Raw genomic sequence first — 19,129 nt, forward strand, 5'->3', positions numbered from 1 at the left:
TCCCCCGTCGGTGTGTACCGTCCGGGTCCCCCGTCGGTGTCTACCGTCCGGCCCGGCCCCACTCCCAGTCGCGGATGTCGGGCATGTCCTCCCCGTGGGTGCGGATGAACTGGTGGTGCTCGACCAGCCGGTTCTTCAGGTGCTCGCGCGCGTACGCGGAGATCGGATGCAGACGGGGCACCCGGTCGACGACGTCCATGGCGAGGTCGAACCGGTCGATCTGGTTGAGCACGCACATGTCGAACGGCGTGGTGGTGGTGCCCTCCTCCTTGTACCCGCGCACATGGATGTTGTCGTGGTTGGTTCGCCGGTACGTCAGGCGGTGGATCAGCCACGGGTAGCCGTGGTAGGCGAAGATCACCGGCTTGTCCGTGGTGAACAGCGAGTCGAATTCGCGGTCCGACAGTCCGTGCGGATGCTCCGTGTGGTCCTGCAGCCGCATCAGATCCACGACGTTCACGACGCGGATCTTCAGGTCGGGGAACCATTCGAGCAGGATCTCCACGGCGGCGAGGGTTTCCATGGTGGGCACGTCGCCGGCGCAGCCGAGCACCACGTCGGGTTCGACCCCCTTGTCGGTACCCGCCCAGTCCCAGATCCCGATTCCCTTGGTGCAGTGCACGATTGCCGCATCCATATCGAGGTACTGCAGCTGCGGTTGCTTGCCGGCGACGATCACGTTGACGTACTGCCGGGTGCGCAGGCAGTGGTCGGCCACCGACAGCAGGGTGTTCGCGTCCGGCGGCAGGTACACGCGGATGACATCGGCCTTCTTGTTGACCACGTGGTCGATGAAGCCCGGGTCCTGGTGCGAGAAGCCGTTGTGGTCCTGCCGCCACACGTGCGAGGTAAGCAGGTAGTTCAGCGACGGGATCGGCCGGCGCCAGTCGATGCCGTTGGTGGTGCGCAGCCACTTGGCGTGCTGGTTGAACATCGAGTCGACGATGTGGACGAAGGCCTCGTAGCAGGAGAAGAAGCCGTGCCGGCCGGTCAGCAGATAGCCCTCGAGCCAGCCCTGGCAGGTGTGCTCGGACAGGATCTCCATCACCCGCCCGTCGGGGGCGAGCCGGTCGTCGGTGGGCAGGATGCGGGCGTTCCAGGTGCGTGCGGTGGCCTCGAGGACCGGACCGAGGCGGTTGGAGTTGTTCTCGTCCGGGGAGAACACACGGAAGGTGGTCGCGTTCTCGCGCATGACGTCGCGCAGGAAGGTACCGAGCACGCGGGTCGATTCGACGCTGCCGATACCGGGCGCCTCGACCGGCACGGCGTAGTCGCGGAAGTCCGGCAACGCCAGGTCTCGTACGAGCGGCCCGCCGTTGGCATGGGGGTTGGCGCTCATCCGCCGCTCGCCCGCCGGGTGCAGGTCGCGGATCGCGGGCACGGGGGCACCGTGGTCGTCGAACAGTTCCTCGGGCCGGTAACTGCGCAGCCACTCCTCGAGAATCTTGCGGTGGCTTTCGTCGTCGCGGGCATTGGCGAAGGGCACCTGGTGCGAGCGCCAGTACCCTTCGACCGGGAGACCGTCGACCTCCTTCGGTCCGGTCCAGCCCTTCGGGGAACGCAGCACGATCATCGGCCAGCGCGGTCGCTCGGTGACCCCGTCGCGGCGGGCGCGGCGCCGGATCTCGAGGATCGCATCGACGCAGTGGTCCAGGGCCGCCGCGAACGCCTGGTGCATGCGCTCGGGATCGGAGCCCTCGACGAATACCGGATCGTGGCCGTAGCCGCGGAGCAGGTGCTCGAGTTCCTCGTGTTCGATGCGGGCGAGGACGGTCGGATTGGCGATCTTGTACCCGTTCAGGTGCAGGATCGGCAGCACGGCGCCGTCCCGGCGCGGGTCGACGAACTTGGTGGAGTGCCAGCTGGTGGCCAGCGGGCCGGTCTCGGCCTCGCCGTCACCCACCACGGCAGCGACGATCAGGTCCGCATTGTCGAACGCGGCCCCGTAGGCGTGCGACAGGGCGTACCCGAGCTCGCCGCCCTCGTGGATGGATCCGGGCGTCTCGGGGGCGACGTGGCTGGGAATCCCCCCGGGGAACGAGAACTGGGTGAACAGCCGGGCCATGCCGTCCGCATCCTGGGACACGTCGGGGTAGATCTCGCTGTAGGTGCCCTCGAGCCAGGCTGCGGCGACCGGCCCGGGCCCGCCGTGGCCGGGGCCCATCACGTACATCATGTCCAGCTCGCGGGCGACGATGGCCCGGTTGAGGTGGGCGTAGACGAAGTTCAGCCCCGGGGTGGTGCCCCAGTGTCCGAGCAGCCGGGGCTTGATGTGCTCGGGACGCAACGGCTCGCGCAGCAGGGGGTTGCCCATGAGGTAGATCTGCCCCACCGACAGGTAGTTCGCGGCTCGCCACCAGGTGTCGAGCGCGGCGAGCTCCTCTCGGCTCAGCGGTCCGGTGCGGGTTGCCGTGTCGGGTCCTGCGTCCACGTACGGTCCTCTCCTGCAGGTGTGCGTCCGGTTTCGTGTTCGAGCCTGCCCCGCGCGGGTGGCCCACGCCGGCCGTTCCGGGAAACACTCGCCGAAGAGTTCCTCCCGGACGGCGCATCCGTGCCTGCCGGACACCCGACGAGCGCCGGAGAAACCCCCTCCGACCAGGCGATGTGGCGTATCGCCGACAATGCGCTACGCTAACTCCCGCCCCACCGAGCAACCGGTGGAGTCCGGAACGCCCTCGTAGCTCAGGGGATAGAGCGCTTGCCTCCGGAGCAAGAAGTCGCAGGTTCGAATCCTGCCGAGGGCACCACGGGAACGGCCCCGCGTCGCAGTGCGACGCGGGGCCGTTCCCGTTCTGCGGCCCGGACCTGGCGCAGAGCGGCAGGACGTCGAGACCAGGTGTTGTGAAACGCGGACTCGTCACGAAGCAGGATGTGCGCATCGTCCACGCCCAGAGATTCTGTGTTCATCGTCCGATGTCACCGACTGCCGCCGCGTGCGAGAACCCGTACAGCATCAGCGCCACCACGCTGAGCAGTGACACCGCCGCGGTGACGACGAGCAGCGACCCCAGACCGAGAGCGGGTATCGCGGCACCGGCGAGAGCCGGTGCTGCGACCGAGCTGAGGGCTCCCACGACCAGGCAGGCTGTGAACGCCGCACCGGCGCGCTCGGGTACCAGCTCGGCGGTCCAGACCGCGAGCACCGCGGATCCTGTCATGTACCCCATGCCGAAGATGCCCGCCGAGGGTGCGGTCGCGGCTACGGAGCCACCGGCCAGCCCGAGCAGCACCAGCGCCGCACCGACCGTTGCAAGGCACAGCGCGGCGACCCGGACGCTGCCCAGTCGCTGCGCGAGGGTTCCGGTCGCCACCCCCACCATGCCGGTGAGACCGAGGGCCGCGTAGAGAGCCGGGACGGCCGCCGCCGGGAGGGTGCCGCTGTCCAGGACGTCGGCGGCATAGGTGAAGTAGACGACCACGACCGCGAAGTAGACAACGGAGTAGGCTGCCGGGACCCGAAGCGCTGCCACCAGCGAGGAGGCACCGGCTCGCCTCTCCGGACGTGGGGCCGACCCGGTCCGCGGCACCAGGCGCAGGTTCACGAGTGCGGCGGCCACGGCAGCGAGGGCGATGCCGGCCCACACCAGGCGCCACGAGCCCACCGCAGCCAGGACGGCCAGCGCGCCCAGCAGCACCAGTCCGCCGCTGGTGCCGGTGGTGATGATCGCCAACGCTCGGGGCTGCTGCCGCGAGGGCACCGATCGGGTCACGATGTCGGAGTAAGGCGCCCAGACCCAGCCACCGGCGCTGCCGGCCAAAACGACACCGACGGCAAGCAGCCCCGGGGACTGCGCGAAAGTCACGATCACAGCCCCCGCAGCGCCGCAGGCCCCGCCCGCTGTCGTCGGCGCGCGCGACCCGCGGCGAGCGGCGAGCCGTCCGGCGAGCAACAGACCGGCCAGGTAGCCCGCAAACGTTGCGCTGGCGACGAGGCCGAGCACCAGCTCGGAGAGCCGCAGGTCTTCCCGGATATCGGGCAGTGTCAGGCCGTAGGCGTAGCGGGCCATGCCGAAAGCGACTCCGACCACCGCAGCTCCGGCCAGGCCGATCCGCCCGCCTGGGGAGAGCGTCATGAATTCCCCTTCATGCCGTGGGCCCGGCTACGTCACGGACCTCGGCCCGACTCCCGGGAGCATCGGCACTCACTGCGTGCATGCACCGACTCTCCCACGGCCGGATCAACTCGGTCACCTGCGGCCGACGACCGCGAGACCGGGTGTCAGTCCGCCGGATCCTGCTGGGCGGCCTCGGTGATCGGCGCCATGTCGAAGTAGTCGCGCCAGCCGGCGATCCTGCCGTCGACGACCTCGAAAGTCCCCATCACCGGCAGTTCGACGGTCCGTCCCCCGAGCGTGAACACGTCGACCCGCTCGTTGAGCACCACGCCGCCGTGGACAGCCTGGTGCCGGATGCGGAAATCGATGCCGCCGAACGAGGCGACGAACCCGGCGATGAACTCCTCGATCGCCGCGCGCCCGCGCACCGGTTCCATCGGGATGTTGTGGTAGACGGCGTCGTCGGTGAAGTAGGACGCGAGCACGGCCGGGTCGGGATCGGCCCAACGGCGGCAGAATTCGGTGACGAGCTCGTCGGGGGTCATGCGGTTCCTTCCGTCAGGCCCGGGCGAAGCGCGCCGGATCGGTGCCCGGGACCCGGCGCGCCCGGCCTCTCTCGATGAGGTGCCGCACGTGCGCCGAGGCCTCGGACAGCGCCATCTGCTTGCCCGTGGGCGGAGTCTGGTCCCAGGGGCGGTACCACGTCATCCGCTCGGCAGCCTGCCACAGCGTCAGCTCCTCGTCGCCGAACGCCGCGTACAGATCGTCGAGGCGTCGCTCGTGGTGCTCGACGAGCGCGTCGGTGCGGGCCGCGAGGTCGTCGATCGGCTGCCGGTGCGCGGGCAGGGTGCGCCGGGCCGGGAGCGTGCCGACGGCGCGCAGGGAGTCGATGAATTCGCCGAGGGCGTCGCGTTCGGGGAGGGGGAAATCGAAGTCGCCCACGTGCGGGGTCGTGGTGGCGAGGACGTGGTCGCCGCTGAAGAGGATGTCGTGCTCCTCGATGTAGAAGCAGGCGTGGCCGGGGGTGTGCCCGGGGGTGAACACTGTGCGCAGGGTGCGGCCGGCGAGCGTGATCCGTTCGTCGGTGGCGAGCTTGCGGTCGGGATGGACGTCGGGCTTGCCGGTTGCGCGTTCCCCGTTCACGCGGTCGAGGTAGGTGGCGATCTGGTCGTCCGGGGCGCCGGCGCGGCGCCACTGCTCGGCCTCCCACTCGGCGTTGCCGTCGCCGGAGATCATGAGCTCGAGCTGGCCGAAGTCGTCCTCGTGCATGCCGACCCAGCAGCCCGACGCCTCCCGGATCCGGCCGGTCAGACCGACGTGGTCGGGATGGAAGTGGGTGACGACGACCCCCTCGACGTCCGCGACGGAGGCGCCGACGGCGGCGAGGCCGTCCTGCAGCGCGGCCCAGGACGTGTCGTCGTTCCAGCCCACGTCGACGAGGACCAGCCCGCGCGGCGACTCCATCGCATACACCTGGGTGTCGCCGACCGGCAGGTCGCTCACCGGTACGGGGATGCGGTAGATGCCGTCGCCGATGTCGCGGGCGTGGTCCATGGGGTCCTCCGAGCTACTCGATCGTTAGCCATTCAATGAACACAAACAGTAAACTATTTGGGTTCGTGCGGCTCGATGATCGCCATGATCGACCGGATCTCCCCCGCTGGGATGGCGAAGTGCTCGGTGACCGCCACGGTGAGGGTGCCGTCGCCGGCGTCGAGGTCGAGCAGGAACCGCGCGACGACGTTGTCGTCCCACTCGCGAAACGTCAGCTCCCGCACACGACGGATCGAGCGGTACTCGGGGCCCTGCTCGAGCCGGTCGCGGATCTCGACGCCGCTGTCGCCGGTGCGCACGCCGTTCTCGACCCGCCACGCGTCGGCCGCGAGCCGCACGTGTGATGCGTCGTGTCCGACGAGGGAGCGGATGTAGGAGCGGGCCATGGCGACGCGGGCGCTGTCGGTGGGCGCGCCGGCATGCTCGGCGATCGCGGCCATCAGGGTCGGCGCCCAGTCCGGCCGGCAGATCACCAGGTCCGGCATGTAGGGGTGGGGGCGGTTGTACTCGAGCTCGCTGCCGTCGATGCGGGCGCAGTACAGCCCCGCCGCCTGCGCGACCCCCACCGGCGCCGCGGAGTCCCACTCCCACTGCCCGCCGGCGTGCACGTAGGCATCGACGTCGCCACGCACCACCGCCATGGCCTTGGCCCCGGCCGAACCCATCCGCACCACGTGGGCGCCGACGGCCCGGGCGACGTCGGCGACGAAGACCGGCGGCCGGCTGCCGCTGACGACGATCCGGGGCCGTCGGCCGGCCAGCGGCCGCAGTTCGGCGGGACGGACGTCGTCGGTGCCGTAGACGGCACCGACGGCCGGCTGAGCGACGGCGGCGGCGGTGATACCCCTGCCAGCCTCCCACAACGCGACGTGCACGGCCCAGTCCTCGTGGTCCGGCATGCCGTACTCCTTGGACCCGTCCAACGGGTCGACGATCCACACCCGCTTCGCGTGCACCCGCACCGGATCGTCGGCGGATTCCTCCGAGAGCACCGCGTCGCCGGGGCGCTCGGCGGCGAGCCGCTCGAGGATGTACGTATCGGCGGCGCGGTCGCCGCGGCGGCCGAGTTCGCGACCGGTGAGCGTGTCGGCCTCGGCCGCGCGGACGGTCAGCAACAGTTCGCCTGCAGCGGTGGCGATCTCGGCGGCGAGGGCGGCGTCATCGGTCATGGGGCCAACAATTCCATGACCAGCCCGGCCTGCGCGACCGGATCGCCGTCCTGCGGCCGCAGCACCAGGTCCGGCCGGGTGGGCGCCTCGTAGGGGTCGTCGATACCGGTGAACCCGGTGATCTCCCCGGCCCGGGCCCGGGCGTACATGCCCTTCGGATCGCGGGCCTCGCAGTCGGCGAGTGGGGTGTCGACGAACACCTCGAGGAACGGCAGCCCGGCCTCCCGGTGCTGCTCGCGGATCCGGTCCCGGTCGGACCGGTACGGGCTGATGAGCGCGCAGATCGTCACCAGGCCCGCGTCGGCCATCAGCTGCGCCACCGCGCCGACGCGCCGGACGTTCTCCGCGCGGTCCCGCGGCCCGAAGCCGAGGTCGGCGTTGAGGCCGTGGCGCAGGTTGTCGCCGTCGAGCCGGTAGGCCGGGACACCGGCCGCGAGCAGGCGCCGCTCGAGCGCCGCGGCGACGGTGGACTTGCCCGACGCCGACAGGCCGGTCAGCCACACCGTCGCGCCGCGCGAGAGGCGTTCGGCGCGGGTCGCCTCCGCCGCGTGCCACACGACGGGGGCGGCGGCGAGGGTGGGTCCGGTGATCATCCCGGCGGCGACGGTGCTGCCGGTCGCGTCGTCGACGAGCACGAAGCTGCCGGTGGTCCGGTTGCGCCGGTAGGGGTCGAACAGCACGGGACGGCGGGTCCGCAGCTGCACCCGTCCGATCTCGTTGAGGGTCAGCGATCGTGCCGTCCCGTCGCGGTGGAGGGTGGTGACGTCGAGCCGGTAGTCGAGCCGCACCACGTGCGCGGCGGTGGCGTTGGTGGTGTGCAGCAGGGTGTAGGTGGCGTCGGGTGCGAGACCCGGGCCCTCGGCAAGCCAGCACACCATCGCGTCGAGCTCGTGCCCGACGAGCGGGCGGTTCCCCGGGCGGCACAGCATGTCACCGCGGCTCACGTCGAGGTCGTCCTCGAGTTCGAGGCACACGGCGCTGCCCGCGAAGGCGCTCGGCACCGGGTCGCCGCCCGGTCCGTGGACGGCGCGCACGCGCGTGCCGTAGCCCGAGGGCAGCACCACCACCTCGTCGCCGGGGGCGAACGCCCCGCTCGCGACGGTGCCGGCGTAGCCGCGGAAGTCGCGGTGCTCCCCGTGACCGGGGCGGAGCACGTACTGGACGGGGAATCGCGCGTCGATGAGGTTGCGATCGGAGTCGACGTGCACCTGCTCGAGACGGTGCAGCAACGAGGCGCCCTCGTACCAGGTCATGGTGGTGGTGCGCGTGACGACGTTGTCGCCGAGCAGCGCCGACACCGGCACGAACGTCAGGTCGTGGATGTCGAGTTTGGCTGCGAACGAGGAGAATTCGGCGCAGATCTCGTCGAAGCGCTGTTGCGACCAGTCGACCAGGTCCATCTTGTTGACGCACAGCACGAGGTGGGGGACGCCGAGCAGGCTGGCGAGAAAGGCGTGCCGGCGGGTCTGTTCGACGATGCCCTTGCGGGCGTCGACGAGAATGAGGGCGAGGTCGGCGGTCGAGGCGCCGGTGACCATGTTCCGGGTGTACTGCTCGTGGCCGGGGGTGTCGGCGACGACGAAGGCGCGGTGCGGGGTACAGAAGTAGCGGTGGGCGACATCGATGGTGATGCCCTGTTCCCGCTCCGCCCGCAGTCCGTCGGTGAGCAGCGCCAGATCGGGGGTGTCCATGCCGCGCTCGCGGCTGGTGCGGGCGACGGCGTCGAGCTGGTCCTCGGGCACGGCCTTGGAATCGTGGAGCAACCGGCCGATCAGCGTGGACTTGCCGTCGTCGACGCTGCCGGCGGTGGCGATGCGCAGCAACCGGGTCATCAGAAGTAGCCCTCCTTCTTGCGGTCCTCCATGCCGGCCTCGGAGATGCGGTCGTCGGCGCGGGTGGCGCCGCGCTCGGTGACGCGGCTGACGGCGACCTCGGCGACCACCTCGTCGGGGGTGGCGGCGGCGGATTCGACGCACCCCGTGCAGGTGGCGGCGCCCACCGTGCGGAACCGCACCAGCGCGTCGCGCGGCTCGTCGTCCGGCAGCAGAGCGAGGAACTCGTTGAGCGCCAGCAGCATTCCGTCGCGCTCGACGACGGTGCGGCGATGGGCGTAGTAGAGCGACGGCAGCTCGATGCCTTCGTCGCGGATGTAGTTCCAGACGTCGAGTTCGGTCCAGTTGGACAGCGGGAACACGCGGATGTGCTCACCGCGGCGGTGCCGGCCGTTGTACAGCTGCCACAGTTCGGGACGCTGCGCCTTGGGATCCCACTGCCCGAACTCGTCGCGGAAGGAGAACACGCGTTCCTTGGCGCGGGCCTTCTCCTCGTCGCGGCGGGCGCCGCCGAACACCGCGTCGAATCCGCCTTCGCGGATGGCGCGCAACAGCGTTCGGGTCTGCAGCCGGTTGCGGCTCGCGCGCGGGCCGACGTCCTCGACGGCCCGGCCGGCGTCGATGTCGTCCTGCACCGAGGCGACCAGCAGGCGCACCCTCCGGCGGGCCGCCTCGGCGTCGCGGTAGGCGAGGACCTCGGGGAAGTTGTGGCCGGTGTCGATGTGCAGCACCGGAAACGGGATCGGCGCCGGCCAGAACGCCTTGGCCGCCACGTGCAGCATCACCGCGGAGTCCTTGCCTCCGGAGAAGAGCAGCACGGGACGTTCGAAGGTGGCCGCCACCTCCCGGAAGATGTGCACGGACTCGGCCTCGAGCGCGCGCAGCAGGGACAGTTCGTACGACGGCGTGAGGGTCATCGGGGCTCCAGCTCACGAGCGCCGGTCCAAATATGTACCGGCTCGGTCGAAAGGTTTCGCCCCGAACAATAGAACGAGTTTCAGTTCCGGGTCAACGCCTCGCGGGGTGCGAGCGAATGTATCGCCCACTCGATCAGACCGACGGCATGATCCATTCGCTCGGTCCCCCGGGGCCGCAACACCCGGCCGTCACCGGGCCGGGCGACGCCCGCGTCACCGGGCCGGGCGACGCCCGCCGAGCTCGCGCGTGACGGCCTCGGCGGTGGCCACGAGGGCCGCCCCGCGCCGGGCGATCTCCCGGTTGGCCAGGGTCGCGCCCACGTGGAGCGTGAGCACCACCGACTGCCGCCCGTCCGCGTCGTAAGCGGGGGCGGCGAGCAGGTTCACCGGATGCTCGGCGTCGGCCGGTTCCGCCCCGGTCAGCAGCACCCGCTCCCCCAGGCTGGACACCATCTCCCCCAGCAGTTCGCGCAGCTCGGACGGCAGGTCGTGCGCCGCGACGCCCGCCATGAGCGCGTGCAACCGCCGCCCGCCCGCGGTGAGCGACTCGACCAGGTATCCCGCGGTGCGGCACTCGTCGACCACGTCCCGCAGGCGGTCCCGGTCCAGCCGCACCGGAAGCGTCGGCTCGCGCGCGAGCCACTGCTCGAGCCGCTCGTCGGAGTCCCACAGCACGTACATCAGGCCCACCGGCGGCGCGAACGGATAGACCTCTCCCACCCGCGCCCCGGCACCGTCCGGATCGGCCCCGGCGACGTCGAGGACCGCGATGCGGTCGCCCACCACCGCCGACGCGGCGCAGGTGGCACCGAACTCGGCGCCGAGCGCGGCCAGGTGCCGGTGGGTGACGGGACCGACGGCGAAGCCGCGCTGCGCGGCGCGGCCCGCGACGATCAGCGCGGGACCGAGGCCGTACGTCCTGTCCGCGGGATGGCGCATCAGGTAGCCGGCCTCGGTCAGGGCGGTCAGGATCCCCAGGCACGTCGGCTTGCTCATGCCCAGCTGGCGCGCCAGCTCGGAGAGCCCGAACCGGGTCTCCGGGTGCGCGACCAGGTGGTCCAGGACCTGCACGACCCGATCGGTCGGCGGCGAACGCCGAGCGGACGACGTCGCGGCGGCCTCGGTCATTGACGCCTCCTTGGAACACGTTCTATCGTCGCTGCACCGAGAGCCTACCGCACCGGTACATATTTGAACCGCAAGGAGATCGTGTGCTCACCGATCCGCTCACATCCGCCATCGCCGAGGCCGAGAAGCTCGTCGCGACGGCGCCGCACATCCGCACCGAGCAGGACCTGGTCGAGGGGTACCGCTACCTCGCCGGCGGGATCACCGCCTGCGTCCACTCGGCGTGGGCGGCCGAGAGCCCCCACCCCACGTTCGTCACCGGCACCGGGCCCTACACGAAGATGGGGCTCGACAACCCCGACACCCTCTACTTCGGGGCGCGCATCCGCGACGACGCCGAGTACGTCGTCACCGGCCGCCGCGGCACCACCTGCGACCTGAGCTTCCAGGTGCTCGCCGGCAACTACACCGACGCCGAGGTACCCGGCAACGTCACCGCGTTCGACGACCGCGAGCTGCGCATCGCCGACGACGGCACCTTCGAGGCCCGGTTCGGTCCCGGCCCTGCCGACCCCGGAAACAACTACTTCACCCTCGCCCCCGGCTCGTCCCAGCTCGTCGTCCGGGAGGTCTACAACGACTGGTCCCAGCGGCGCGGCACCCTGCGCATCGACCGGGTCGACGCGCTCGGCACACCGCCGCCCGAGCCGACGCAGGACGACGCCGCCGCTCGCTACCGGCGGGCCGGGCGCGCGCTCGTGTCCCGGGTGCGGACGTGGCTGCAGTTCCCGCAGTGGTTCTACCTCGACCTTCCGGTCAACACGGTCACCGAACCGCGGCCGACGCCTGGCGGCCTGGCCACCCAGTACTCGTCCGTCGGGCACTTCGACCTGCGCGACGACGAGGCGATGATCCTCACCGTCCCCGCCTCCGACGCGCCCTACCAGGGCTTCCAGCTGGGCAGCCTCTGGTACATCTCGCTCGACTACATCCACCACCAGACGTCGCTGAACAACACACAGGCCCAGGTCGATCCGGACGGGATGATCCGCATGGTCGTCTCCGCCCGCAATCCCGGCGTCGCCAACTGGGTCGAGACCCTGGGCCGCAGCCGCGGGTTCCTGCAGTTCCGCTGGCAGCGCCTCTCCCGCGACCTCACGACCGCGGACGGCCCGACGGCCCGGGTGGTCCCGTTCGACGACCTGGCCGCGGCACTGCCGTTCCTCGACCACAACCGGGTCACGCCCCAGCAGTGGTCCGCGCGGATCGCCGCTCGCCAGACCGCGATCGCCGACCGGATGCTCGGGTGAGCGCCGTGACCACCACCCCGAGCCCCCTGCTCGCCGGACAGACCGTCGTGGTCAGCGGCGTCGGGCCCGGACTCGGCCGCACCCTTGCGGTGCGGTGCGCCGAGCACGGCGCCGACGTCGTGCTCGCCGCCCGCACCGCCGCCCGCCTCGACGACGTCGCGGCCGAGATCACCGCCCTGGGCCGGCGCGCCCTGTCCGTCCCGACCGACATCACCGACACCGGCTCCGCGTCCCGGCTGGTCGAGACGGCCCTCCGCGAGTTCGGCCGGGTCGACACCCTGGTCAACAACGCTTTCTCGGTTCCGTCGATGAAACCGTTGGCACGCACCGACTTCCAGCACATCCGCGACAGCGTGGAACTCACCGTCCTCGGCGCGCTGCGCCTGACCCAACTGTTCACCGACGCCCTGACCGAGACGAAGGGCTCGGTGGTGAACATCAATTCGATGGTGCTGCGACACTCGCAGGAGCGCTACGGCAGCTACAAGCTGGCCAAGTCGGCCCTGCTCGCGCTGTCACAGTCCCTCGCCACCGAGCTCGGCCCTCACGGAATCCGAGTCAATTCCGTTGCCCCCGGCTATATCTGGGGAGAAACCCTGAAGGCGTACTTCGAGCACCAGGCAGAGAAGTACGGCACCACCGTCGAACAGATCTACCAGCACACCGCGGCGGGCACCGACCTCAAACGCCTGCCCACCACCGAGGAGGTGGCTGACGCCGTGATCTTCCTCGCCTCCCCGCTGGCACGGGCCGTCACCGGCCAGTGCCTGGACGTGAACTGCGGCGAATACCACCACTGACCAGCCGTGCGCGTTTTCGGTAGCCGGCACTACCAGAAGCGCGCACAGGGAAGGGAGATGCATGAGTGAACGCACCAGCGTCGGCACCGTCGAGGACCTGCACGCCTCCGCGACGCGGCTGACCGGCCTGACCGACTTCGGCGACGACGACTACACCGAGGCCCTCGGCGTCCTTCTCGACTCGTATGCGCGCGACGAACACCTCACCCCGCTCGGCAGCAAGATGTCGCGGGTGTTCCTGCGCGGCGCCCTCGTCGCGCGGCTGCTGAGCGAATCGGCTTGGCGCGCCCACCCCGAGCACGCCGACGTCGCGATCGAACGGCCGATCTTCGTCACCGGCCTCCCCCGCACCGGCACCACCGCGCTGCACCGCCTGCTCACCGCCGATCCCGGCCACCAGGGACTCGAGATGTGGCTGACCGAGCTGCCGCAGCCACGGCCGCCGCGCGAGACGTGGGCCGGGAACCCGGCGTTCGCGGCCATCGAGGCCGGGTTCGCGCAGCACCACGTCGAGCACCCGGAGTTCATGGGTGTGCACTACATGTCCGCCGGCGAGGTCGAGGAGTGCTGGCAGCTGCTGCGGCAGTCCTTCCGATCGGTGTCCTACGAATGCCTCGCGCACCTGCCCACCTACTCGCGCTGGCTCGCGCGGCAGGACTGGACCGGCGCGTACGCCCGGCACCGCCGGAACCTGCAGCTGATCGGGCTTCCCGACGCCGGCAAGCGCTGGGTCCTGAAGAACCCGAGCCACCTGTTCGCACTCGACGAACTGCTCACCGTCTACCCCGACGCGCTGATCGTCGTCACCCACCGCGACCCGCGCACCGTGATCCCGTCGGTGTGCAGCCTGGCCGCGCACGCCACCGACGGCTGGTCGCACACCTTCCGGGGCGCGAGCATCGGGCGCAGCCAGCTCGACCTGTGGGCGCGCGGGCTCGACACGTTCACCGCGGAACGGAGCCGGCACCACCCGGATCGGTTCGTCGATGTGGACTACCGCGACTTCGTCGCCGATCCCCTCGGCACGGTCGGCGCGATCTACGACCGGTTCGGCATCCCGCTCACCGCCGGCGCCGAACAGGCGATGGCCGCGCTGCACGCCGAGAGCCGCAGCGGGGACCGCCGGCCGGCGCACCGCTACCGGCTCGAGGACTTCGGTCTGAGCGACGCCGAGGTGGACGAGCGGTTCCCGGACTACGCCTGTCGCTGACCCGCGGCGACCGCCGCGGCGGCGAGGACGTCGAGCAGCGGGAACAGCGCGGCGGCGATGAGATCCCCGGTCTCGACGAACGCCTGCTCGGACAGGCCGATCGGGTCGGGGATGTTCGGGGTGCGGGCCGCGCCGCTGGGATCCCGGCAGGCGTCGAGCCGGGCGATCGTCTCCGCACCGGTGACGGTCGCGATGCGGTGCGCCTCGGTCAGGGTGAACGACTTCGCCGCGGCGCCGGCGGTCAGGCCGGCGACCCGGTCGCGCTGCTCCTCGCTCATGGTCAGGACCAGGTCGGCGCCCTCGACCATCGTCGCGGTCACCCGGCGGGCGCGGAAGTCGCTCGCGTCGGCGCCGAGACCGGCGATGACCGCGGCCGCCCGGGGTTCGACGGGATACCCGACGAGGGCCCGCGTGCCCGCGCTCTCGGCGGTCAGGTCGGCCCACCCCGATTCGCACGCGTAGGCCCGCGTCAGCCGCTCCGCGATCACGGACCGGCAGACGTTGCCGCTGCAGACGAACAGGATGTGCACGCGCGCACTCTAGCCGCCGCGAATCGGGCGGAGGGGACGCGATTTTCGGCGCCGTGCGATGTTCACGTGCCGTTCGCACGCACGCCGCGTGTCGTTCACTCACGGCGGCCGGTTCGCGGGCCGCCCCGGCGGGGTCCGGAAGCCGTGTCCACGTCACGTCCAGACCGTGCGACATGGGATGATCGACGTATGCCCGGTATGCCCGCACCCCTACCGCTCGATCCGATCGCCGAGGCCCACCGCCAGTGGACGGCCCACGGCTGGGGTGAGGTCGCGGACGGCATGGCCGCGGTGACCTCCGTGATGCGCGCGCAGCAGATCATGATGGCGCGGGTCGAGGAGGTCCTCAAACCGTTCGGGCTCACGTTCGCCCGGTACGAACTGCTGACCCTGCTGCACTTCACCAGGACCGGGGCGCTGCCCATGGCGAAGGCCAGCGCCCGGCTGCAGGTCCACCCCACCAGCGTCACCAATGCCGTGGACCGGCTCGAGACCGCGGGGCTCGTGCGCCGCACCCCGCACCCGAGCGACCGTCGCGCCACACTGGTCGAACTGACCGACGAGGGGCGGGCGCTGGCCGTCGAGACCACCGAGAAGCTCAACGCCGAGGTGTTCGCCCGGCCCGGCGTGCCCGACGACCAGCTCGAGACGCTGCTGCGGATCCTGGCCGGCCTGCGCCGCGACGCCGGCGACTTCGACACCGGAGGCGATCCCACCAGGTGGTGACACGGATCGGGGCCGTCCCGCAGGATGCGGAACGGCCCCGGTCGAGGACGACGATCAGGCGTGCTTGAACTCCGGCGCGCGCTTCTCGACGAACGCGGCCATGCCTTCCTTCTGGTCGGCGGTGGCGAACGTCGAGTGGAACACCCGCCGCTCGAACTTCACGCCCTCGGCGAGGGTGGTCTCGAAGGACCGGTTGACCGCCTCCTTGGCCATCATCGCGACGGGCAGCGACATCGACGCCACCGTGGTCGCGGCCTCGAGCGCCACGTCGAACAGGTCCGCGGCCGGCACGATGCGCGACACCAGGCCCGCGCGCTCGGCCTCCTCGGCGTCCATGTTCCGGCCGGTCAGGCACATGTCCATCGCCTTGGCCTTGCCCACGGCGCGGGTGAGCCGCTGCGAGCCGCCGATGCCGGGGATGACGCCGAGCTTGATCTCGGGCTGGCCGAACTTGGCGGTGTCCGCGGCGATGATGAAGTCGCACAGCATGGCCAGTTCGCAGCCGCCGCCGAGGGCGTACCCGGAGACGGCGGCAATGATCGGCTTGCGGGCCGAGGAGAGCCGATCCCACTGCGAGAACAGGTCTTCCGCGTACACCTCGGAGAACGTCTTCGGCGCCATCTCCTTGATGTCCGCGCCCGCGGCGAACGCCTTCTCGGAGCCGGTGAGCAGGATGGCGCCGATACCGGCATCCGCCTCGAGCTCCTCGACGGCCGCCACCACCTCACGCATCAGTTGGCTGTTGAGGGCGTTGAGCGCCTTGGGCCGGTTCAGCGTGATGATGCCGACGCGGTCCTTGCGGTCGAGCAGGATCGTCTCGAAGTCCGTCACTGGGTTTCCTGTTCTGTCGAGCGGTTGCGGATCTCGGTGATGATGGCCGAGAAGTCCAGTCCGCCGCCACCCGACTCGTTGAAGCGGTGGTAGATCTCCGCGGCCCGCAGCCCCAGCTCTGCGTCGACGCCGTTGGCGCGCAACGCGTTCGCGGCCAGACCGAGGTCCTTGTCCATGAGCGCGGCGGCGAACCCGGGCTGGTAGTCGTTGTTGGCGGGGGTGGTGGGCACCGGCCCGGGCACCGGGCAGTTGCTGGTCAGCGCCCAGCACTGGCCGGAGGCGTTGGACGCGACGTCGAAGAGGGCCTGGTTGGTCAGTCCGAGCTTCTCGCCGAGCACGAAGGCCTCGCTGATGGCGATCATCGACACGCCGAGGATCATGTTGTTGCAGATCTTGGCGGCCTGGCCGACGCCGGACCCGCCGCAGTGCACGACCTTGCGACCCATCACCTCGAGCAGCGGCTTTGCGGCTTCGAAGTCCTCCTCCGACCCGCCGACCATGAAGGCGAGGGTGCCGGCGGCCGCACCGGCCACGCCGCCGGAGACGGGCGCGTCGATTGCGCGGTGCCCGGCCTGCACGGCCTTCTCGTGGGCGGCGCGCGCGTCGGCGACGTCGATGGTGGAGCTGTCGACGAACAGCGTGTTCGGCCGGGCGGCCGGCAGGACCTCGTCGTACAGCTTCAGCACGAGGGCGCCGTTGGGCAGCATCGTGATCACGACGTCGGCGTCGCGGACCGCGTCGGTCGCGGACTCGGAGATCGTGAGGCCGTCGGCGCGGCCCTGTTCCTGGGCCGCCGGCACCGGGTCGAAACCGGTGACCGGGTAGCCGGCCTTGACGAGGTTCGCGGCCATCGGCCCGCCCATGTGGCCGAGACCGAGGAAGGCGACGTTCGGCAGTGTGCTCATGTCAGGCGGTTTCCTTCTCGGGTGCGACGAGCCCGAGTTCGAGCTCGCCGAGTGGCTGGAAGTACGCGTCGACGTCCGCGTCGGTGACGTCGGCGAGGGTCGCCGGCGACCACGCCGGGTTGCGGTCCTTGTCGACCACCTGCGCGCGGATGCCCTCGACGAGGTCGTGCGAGCGCAACGACGCCAGGGACACCCGGTACTCCTCGTTCAGTACCTCTTCGAGGCTGCCGAGTTCGCGGGCGTGGCGCACCGATCGCAGGGTCACCTTCAGCGCGACGGGCGACTTGCCGAGGATCTGCTCGGCGGCCGCGCGGGCCTCGGGCTCCTCGGCGGCCTGCAGGCGGGCGACGATCTCCTCGACGGTCGGCGCCGAGTAGGCGGCGTCGATCCAGGAGCGCTGCGCGAGCAGCGGCGACTCCGGGGCCGGCTGGGCGAATTCGGCGAGCGCCTCGTCGACCGTGCCGGATTCGAGGGCGGCGACGAACTTGTCGAGCGCCTCGGACGGCACGAAGTGGTCGGCGAAACCGAGGGCGATGGCGTCGCCGGCCGTCATCCGGCCGGTGGTCAGGGCGAGGTGGGTGCCGAGCTCGCCCGGTGCGCGCGAGAGCAGCCAGGTGCCGCCCACGTCGGGGACGAAGCCGATGCCCACCTCGGGCATCGCGATCGTGGAGCGTTCGGTGACGACGCGGACGTTGCCGTGGGCGGCGATCCCGACGCCGCCGCCCATGACGATGCCGTCCATGAGCGCCACGTACGGCTTCGGGTAGCGGCCGATGGCGGCGTTGAGGATGTACTCGTCGCGCCAGAAGCCCTGCGAGCCGGTGCCTCCGTCGCGGGCGTCGTGGTAGATCGAGACGATGTCACCGCCGGCGCACAGGCCGCGCTCCCCCGCCCCGTCCACGACGACCGCACGGACCGAGTCGTCCCCGGCCCACTCGCCGAGCGCGGCGGCCGTCACCTTCACCATGTCGTAGTTCAGGGCGTTGATGGCCTTGGGCCGGTTCAGGGTGATCCGGCCGATGCCGCCGGAGACCCGGACGAGGACGTCTTCCGTCTCGGTCATTTTGCTCCGTTCTGCGCCGCGGCCACCACGCTGCGCGCGACGACCACCCGCATGATCTCGTTGGTTCCTTCGAGGATCTGATGCACCCGCAGATCCCGCACGATCTTCTCGAGCCCGTACTCGGCAAGATAGCCGTAGCCGCCGTGCAGTTGCAGCGCGTCGTTGGCGGCGTCGAAGCAGGCGTCGGTGGCGAATCGCTTCGCCATGGCGCACAGCTCGACCACGTCGTCGGCATTCCGGTCCAGTGCGTCGGCCGCGCGCCACAGCAGGGTGCGGGAGGCCTCGATACCGGTGCGCATGTCGGCGAGGCGGAACTGCAGGGCCTGCGAGTCGAGCAGCCGCTCGCCGAACGCCTTGCGTTCGGCGAGGTAGCCGACGGTCTTGTCGAGCGCGGCCTGAGCGCCGCCGACCGAGCACGCGGCGATGTTGAGCCGGCCTCCGTTGAGCCCGTGCATGGCGATGCGGAAACCGCTGCCCTCCTCGCCGAGCAGGTTCTCGGCGGGCACCCGGGCACCGTCGAAGATCACCTGCCGGGTGGGCTGGGCGTTCCAGCCCATCTTCTTCTCGTTGGCGCCGAAGGACAGCCCGGGGGTGTCCTTCGGGACGATGATCGCGGAGATGCCGCGCGGGCCGGGGTCGCCGGTGCGGGCCATCACCACGTACACGTCCGACGTGCCGGCGCCGGAGATGAACTGCTTGGCGCCGGTGAGGACGTACTCGTCGCCGTCGCGGACGGCCCTGGTGCTCAGGGCCGCCGCGTCGGAGCCGGCGCCGGGCTCGGTCAGGCAGTAACTCGCGAGCTGGTCCATCGAGCAGAGCCCGGGGACCCAACGGCGGCGCTGCTCGTCGTTGCCGAACCGGTCGATCATCCACGTGACCATGTTGTGGATGGAGATGTAGGCGGCGATGGACGGGCAGCCCTTGGCGAGTTCCTCGAAGATCCGGACGGAGTCGAGGCGACGCAGGCCCGACCCGCCGACGTCCTCGCGGACGTAGATGCCGCCCATCCCGAGGGCCGCGGCCTTGCGCAGGACGTCGACCGGGAAGTGCTTGGTCTGGTCCCATTCGACCGCGTTCGGGGCGAGGAACTCGGCGGCGAAGTCGCGGGCGGTGTCGCGGATCGCCCGGTCGTCGTCGGTGAGGGTGAACATCGGTATCT

17 protein-coding genes and 1 tRNA gene are annotated in these 19,129 nt (G+C 70.9%); 5 read left to right on the forward strand and 13 right to left on the reverse strand.

Going from position 1 to position 19,129, the window contains the following annotated elements:
* Window positions 1-40 precede the first annotated feature (40 nt).
* Window positions 41-2,431: a phosphoketolase family protein gene (locus JYA75_RS21740; protein WP_203329317.1), complete on the reverse strand. Its 2,391-nt coding sequence runs from the start codon at window positions 2,429-2,431 to the stop codon at window positions 41-43.
* Window positions 2,432-2,671: 240 nt separating this feature from the next.
* Between JYA75_RS21740 and JYA75_RS21745 the strand changes: the two genes are divergently transcribed.
* A tRNA-Arg gene (locus JYA75_RS21745) sits at window positions 2,672-2,747 on the forward strand.
* A 156-nt stretch (window positions 2,748-2,903) separates the two neighbouring features.
* Here the strand turns inward: JYA75_RS21745 and JYA75_RS21750 are convergent.
* The 7 genes from JYA75_RS21750 to JYA75_RS21780 form a co-directional block, all read right to left on the reverse strand.
* The gene (locus JYA75_RS21750) at window positions 2,904-4,073 is read right to left on the reverse strand and encodes an MFS transporter (protein ID WP_203329318.1); all 1,170 of its coding nucleotides are present in this window, start codon (window positions 4,071-4,073) and stop codon (window positions 2,904-2,906) included.
* A 146-nt stretch (window positions 4,074-4,219) separates the two neighbouring features.
* The gene (locus tag JYA75_RS21755; protein ID WP_006940201.1) at window positions 4,220-4,600 is read right to left on the reverse strand and encodes a limonene-1,2-epoxide hydrolase family protein; all 381 of its coding nucleotides are present in this window, start codon (window positions 4,598-4,600) and stop codon (window positions 4,220-4,222) included.
* Window positions 4,601-4,613: 13 nt separating this feature from the next.
* The gene (locus tag JYA75_RS21760) at window positions 4,614-5,609 is read right to left on the reverse strand and encodes an MBL fold metallo-hydrolase (RefSeq protein ID WP_029542919.1); all 996 of its coding nucleotides are present in this window, start codon (window positions 5,607-5,609) and stop codon (window positions 4,614-4,616) included.
* A 53-nt stretch (window positions 5,610-5,662) separates the two neighbouring features.
* A complete protein-coding gene (locus JYA75_RS21765; RefSeq protein WP_029542917.1) occupies window positions 5,663-6,778 on the reverse strand; it encodes a 3'(2'),5'-bisphosphate nucleotidase CysQ in 1,116 nt (371 codons plus the stop codon).
* A complete protein-coding gene (gene cysC, locus JYA75_RS21770) occupies window positions 6,775-8,610 on the reverse strand; it encodes an adenylyl-sulfate kinase (RefSeq protein ID WP_203329319.1) in 1,836 nt (611 codons plus the stop codon). Before cysC ends, JYA75_RS21765 begins: the two co-directional genes overlap by 4 nt.
* The gene (gene cysD / locus JYA75_RS21775; RefSeq protein WP_203329320.1) at window positions 8,610-9,527 is read right to left on the reverse strand and encodes a sulfate adenylyltransferase subunit CysD; all 918 of its coding nucleotides are present in this window, start codon (window positions 9,525-9,527) and stop codon (window positions 8,610-8,612) included. Before cysD ends, cysC begins: the two co-directional genes overlap by 1 nt.
* 213 nt (window positions 9,528-9,740) lie before the next feature.
* Window positions 9,741-10,655 carry a helix-turn-helix domain-containing protein gene (locus JYA75_RS21780; RefSeq protein WP_203329321.1) on the reverse strand — a complete coding sequence of 305 codons (915 nt, stop codon included), beginning with the start codon at window positions 10,653-10,655 and terminating at the stop codon, window positions 9,741-9,743.
* 83 nt (window positions 10,656-10,738) lie between these two features.
* Here JYA75_RS21780 and JYA75_RS21785 point away from each other — a divergent pair, with 83 nt between their 5' ends.
* The 3 genes from JYA75_RS21785 (at window position 10,739) to JYA75_RS21795 (ending at window position 13,915) form a co-directional block, all read left to right on the forward strand.
* Window positions 10,739-11,905 (forward strand): hypothetical protein, encoded by a 1,167-nt coding sequence (locus JYA75_RS21785; RefSeq protein WP_168579489.1) that lies wholly within the window; start codon window positions 10,739-10,741, stop codon window positions 11,903-11,905.
* On the forward strand, window positions 11,902-12,705 hold the full coding sequence (locus JYA75_RS21790; RefSeq protein ID WP_029542907.1) for an SDR family oxidoreductase: 804 nt from the start codon (window positions 11,902-11,904) through the stop codon (window positions 12,703-12,705). The genes JYA75_RS21785 and JYA75_RS21790 overlap by 4 nt, the downstream gene beginning before the upstream one ends.
* A gap of 61 nt (window positions 12,706-12,766) precedes the next feature.
* Window positions 12,767-13,915 carry a sulfotransferase gene (locus tag JYA75_RS21795; RefSeq protein ID WP_168579488.1) on the forward strand — a complete coding sequence of 383 codons (1,149 nt, stop codon included), beginning with the start codon at window positions 12,767-12,769 and terminating at the stop codon, window positions 13,913-13,915.
* Here JYA75_RS21795 and JYA75_RS21800 read toward each other — a convergent pair.
* Entirely contained in the window at window positions 13,900-14,445 is a 546-nt protein-coding gene (locus tag JYA75_RS21800) for a protein-tyrosine-phosphatase (protein WP_006940182.1), read from the reverse strand. The genes JYA75_RS21795 and JYA75_RS21800 overlap by 16 nt on opposite strands.
* A 189-nt stretch (window positions 14,446-14,634) precedes the next feature.
* Between JYA75_RS21800 and JYA75_RS21805 the strand changes: the two genes are divergently transcribed.
* Window positions 14,635-15,171, forward strand: a complete 537-nt coding sequence (locus JYA75_RS21805; RefSeq protein WP_203329322.1) for a MarR family transcriptional regulator — start codon at window positions 14,635-14,637, stop codon at window positions 15,169-15,171.
* 54 nt (window positions 15,172-15,225) lie between these two features.
* Here the strand turns inward: JYA75_RS21805 and JYA75_RS21810 are convergent, their stop codons facing one another.
* Genes JYA75_RS21810 through JYA75_RS21825 form a run of 4 tightly spaced genes read right to left on the reverse strand, consistent with a single transcriptional unit; the run spans window position 15,226 to window position 19,121 of the window.
* Entirely contained in the window at window positions 15,226-16,002 is a 777-nt protein-coding gene (locus JYA75_RS21810; protein ID WP_006940180.1) for an enoyl-CoA hydratase, read from the reverse strand.
* Window positions 15,999-16,907 carry a 3-hydroxyisobutyrate dehydrogenase gene (gene mmsB, locus JYA75_RS21815; RefSeq protein WP_006940179.1) on the reverse strand — a complete coding sequence of 303 codons (909 nt, stop codon included), beginning with the start codon at window positions 16,905-16,907 and terminating at the stop codon, window positions 15,999-16,001. The genes JYA75_RS21810 and mmsB overlap by 4 nt, the downstream gene beginning before the upstream one ends.
* Before the next feature lies 1 nt (window position 16,908).
* Window positions 16,909-17,970 (reverse strand): enoyl-CoA hydratase/isomerase family protein, encoded by a 1,062-nt coding sequence (locus tag JYA75_RS21820; RefSeq protein ID WP_203329323.1) that lies wholly within the window; start codon window positions 17,968-17,970, stop codon window positions 16,909-16,911.
* Window positions 17,967-19,121, reverse strand: coding sequence for an isobutyryl-CoA dehydrogenase (locus JYA75_RS21825; protein WP_161997038.1), 1,155 nt, complete (start codon window positions 19,119-19,121; stop codon window positions 17,967-17,969). Before JYA75_RS21825 ends, JYA75_RS21820 begins: the two co-directional genes overlap by 4 nt.
* Between the last annotated feature and the right edge of the window lie 8 nt (window positions 19,122-19,129).

This window comes from Rhodococcus sp. PSBB066, assembly GCF_017068255.1.
GTDB classification, from domain to species: Bacteria; Actinomycetota; Actinomycetes; order Mycobacteriales; family Mycobacteriaceae; genus Rhodococcus; species Rhodococcus aetherivorans.